4 protein-coding genes are annotated in these 2,899 nt (G+C 43.4%); 2 read left to right on the top strand and 2 right to left on the bottom strand.

The genetic code is table 11. The features are described 5' to 3' along the window. Nucleotides 1–156: 156 nt before the first annotated feature. Nucleotides 157–813: a cupin domain-containing protein gene (locus AB4238_RS20870; RefSeq protein ID WP_372035380.1), complete on the top strand. Its 657-nt coding sequence runs from the start codon at nt 157–159 to the stop codon at nt 811–813. Nucleotides 814–819: 6 nt separating this feature from the next. On the opposite strand, the gene AB4238_RS20865 is transcribed toward AB4238_RS20870, so the two are convergent. Further along, a complete protein-coding gene (locus AB4238_RS20865) occupies nt 820–1,113 on the bottom strand; it encodes an ArsR/SmtB family transcription factor (protein WP_372035378.1) in 294 nt (97 codons plus the stop codon). Between the two features lie 150 nt (nt 1,114–1,263). Next, nucleotides 1,264–1,764, bottom strand: coding sequence for a hotdog fold domain-containing protein (locus AB4238_RS20860; protein WP_371991030.1), 501 nt, complete (start codon nt 1,762–1,764; stop codon nt 1,264–1,266). Nucleotides 1,765–1,923: 159 nt separating this feature from the next. Between AB4238_RS20860 and AB4238_RS20855 the strand changes: the two genes are divergently transcribed. Next, nucleotides 1,924–2,844 (top strand): DUF368 domain-containing protein, encoded by a 921-nt coding sequence (locus AB4238_RS20855; protein WP_372035377.1) that lies wholly within the window; start codon nt 1,924–1,926, stop codon nt 2,842–2,844. Nucleotides 2,845–2,899 lie beyond the last annotated feature (55 nt).

The following is a 2,899-nucleotide window of genomic DNA, read 5'->3' as shown; positions in this document are numbered from 1 at the left end:
GCCTTGATTAAAGCCCATTGAATTCCCACTGAATCCTGCATCTTCAAGTAGAGCGGGTATATAGACTTCGACAGTTTAACTGTACTCGTTATAATTAGTGCCATTTAATTGGGTTTATGCTGTCATCGAAATAACTAAGTAGCAAAGGGGAATTTAATGTTAAATATGGATCTAAGCCAGCGAGTCGTTATTAGCACCCAAGAGCAAGCTTGGTTAGATAGCCCGTCTGCAACGGTATTTCGTAAGCCATTGGAGCGCGCAGCAGCAGAAAGTGGCCATACAACCAGTATCGTTAAGTATCAAGCTGGCGCCAGTTTTAACAGCCATTCCCACCCTTATGGTGAAGAAATATTAGTGTTAGAAGGTATATTCTCCGATGAGGAGGGTGATTATCCCGCTGGCACTTATATTCGTAATCCGCCAGGAAGCAGTCATGCGCCGTTTAGTAAAGAGGGCTGTGTGCTACTGGTAAAGTTAAACCAGTTTGATAAACGTGATTTACACAAAGTGCGGATTAATACTCGCACCGGTGAATGGCGAGCGGGTATCGGTGGTTTACAAGTGATGCCGCTGCATGAGTTTGAGCATGAACATATCGCGTTAGTTAAATGGCCTGCGGGCGAGCGCTTTCAAGCGCATTGTCACTTTGGTGGTGAAGAAATTCTAGTGCTGAGCGGCGAGTTTAGAGATGAACACGGTGTTTACCCAAAATATACGTGGCTTAGAAGCCCACATCTGAGTGAGCATTTTCCGTTCGTTAAACAAGACACCATCATCTATGTAAAGACAGGCCACCTTCATCCTAAGGGATAATGGAGGTTAACATTTCTCGTCGTGGCAACACTCTTCTTGCAGAAAAGCGACTAACCCGTCTAAACAATCAAATTGAGGGATACAGTGCAGTACTCTTCCCTCTCTTTGCTGCTTAACAAGCCCAGCGGACATCAAGCTTGAAAGGTGATGCGACAAGGTTGAATTTGGGATCTGTAATGTCTCTTGCAATTGTCCAACCGGCAAACCAGCGTGACCTGCTTTTACTAGACAGCGAAATAGCGTCAACCTTGTAGGGTGACCAAGTTCTTTTAGTGCCTTTGCGGCAACATCAATATCCATAATTTCAACTCAGTGTCAGTGTTACCATTGTCTTTAAGCGCAGAGTTAGAGTCCTGATAAAGCTCGATTTCTCTGCGTTGCTATTATTTCGATCATTACCGAAATAATAGCAGGGTATACACAGCCATTGAAGCCATATCCGTAAATATTTTATTTTCTCGATGGTTTTTCTGAGATCCACAACTTAATTGTACCCTGCACCACAGCTACGCCGTCGGTATCATACGCAGTTACTGGCACTAACATGTCACCAACAACCCATTGCTCAGGCTTTACTTCAGCAACACAAGTGATATCGCTGCCCGCTTTAGCGGTGTAGTCAACGCTCATTCCTTTAGGGATCCAACGCAAGTGGCTGGGAATAGAGGCTTCGGCCATCGTGCCCATCGCCATCTCTAGGCCATTACATATTGCGATTACGTGCACAGTTTGAATATGGTTGTGGACTAATTTGCGCTTTTTAATAAGACAAACGCATTTATTCACTTTTAATTCACTGATAAAAGGTTTTACTGTGCCGAAGTAAGGCGCCATGCGGCAGACCATGAGTGAAAATATCTTGTTGCCAAAGGGGAGGCGAGTAATTCGCTTGTACAGAGACATCACCTTGGTGGGCTTATTGCTTGGCTTGTTATTCGTTGAATTGCTCATCTTCTTCCTTGTGAACTTTACTGGTCGGATGAGATTAACATTGAATTAACATCGATTGCTAGCGTCTTACTTGTTTCGCGGTAAAGATAAGCTTCGCTTCTCTGGTGTAGCGCAGTATAATTTTGGCAGATAACTCTACTGAGTCGATTAAGGAATAAAGTGAACTATTTAAAGACCTACCTTAAAGGGATGGCAATGGGAGCTGCTGATGTTGTTCCTGGTGTTTCAGGTGGTACTATCGCCTTTATTACAGGCATATTAGATCAACTGCTTGATAGCATAAAAAAGATTAGACCTTCTTTATTTAGCGTTATTAAAGAGCAAGGCATAAAAGCGGCTTTTATACACATTAATGGACCGTTTTTGGTGTGCGTATTTGGCGGCATCTTAACCAGCATTATGACGTTAGCTAAGCTTATTACTTATCTACTGCACACCCATCCTATTCCCGTTTGGTCGTTTTTCTTTGGGCTAATCGTAATATCTGTGGTGCACATGCTCAAACAGGTTAAGGGCTTCACCGTTGGTCGTTTAGCCTTGTTCGCATTAGGAGTCGCTATTGCATGGGGGATTACTATGCTAAATCCTATTGCGCTAGAGATGACTTACCTCAATGTATATCTGGGTGGTTGTATTGCGATAACCGCGATGATTTTACCTGGGATCTCAGGCAGTTTTATTCTATTGCTGCTAGGGCTTTATACTTCGGTTATGGGGGCTGTAAAGGGATTTGATATTGCCATTATGGCAACCTTTGCAGCAGGTGCTGCCACTGGCCTACTCAGCTTTAGCCATGTGTTATCGCTATTATTGCGCAAGTATCACGATGCAACCTTAGTATTTTTAACTGGGCTAATGCTTGGAACACTAGGCAAAATTTGGCCATGGAAACAAGTACTGACTTTTCGTGAAAACTCAAAAGGTGAGATGGTGCCACTGGATGAACGTATTTTGTCACCTTTGCAGTATGAACATATTACTGGTCAGCCAGCATTGTTAAGTTATGCCATCGTCGCCATGCTATGTGGCATATTATTGGTATGGGGACTCGAGCAGTTCGCTAATAAAAACCGTCCCTAGCAAAAAAGCAAATTGAGAAGATAAACGCCAGCATATTGCTGTAATGCCGGTCAGT

The organism is Shewanella sp. 10N.286.45.A1 (assembly GCF_041470405.1).
GTDB lineage: Bacteria > Pseudomonadota > Gammaproteobacteria > Enterobacterales > Shewanellaceae > Shewanella.
Note: the sequence above shows the minus strand (reverse complement) of the source record. Positions and strands in the feature narration are given on the sequence as shown.

Coding starts and splice junctions, on each gene's coding strand:
- AB4238_RS20870 (WP_372035380.1), top strand. CDS start 157: ATGTTAAATATGGATCTAAGCCAGCGAGTCGTTATTAGCACCCAAGAG.
- AB4238_RS20865 (WP_372035378.1), bottom strand. CDS start 1,113: ATGGATATTGATGTTGCCGCAAAGGCACTAAAAGAACTTGGTCACCCT.
- AB4238_RS20860 (WP_371991030.1), bottom strand. CDS start 1,764: ATGAGCAATTCAACGAATAACAAGCCAAGCAATAAGCCCACCAAGGTG.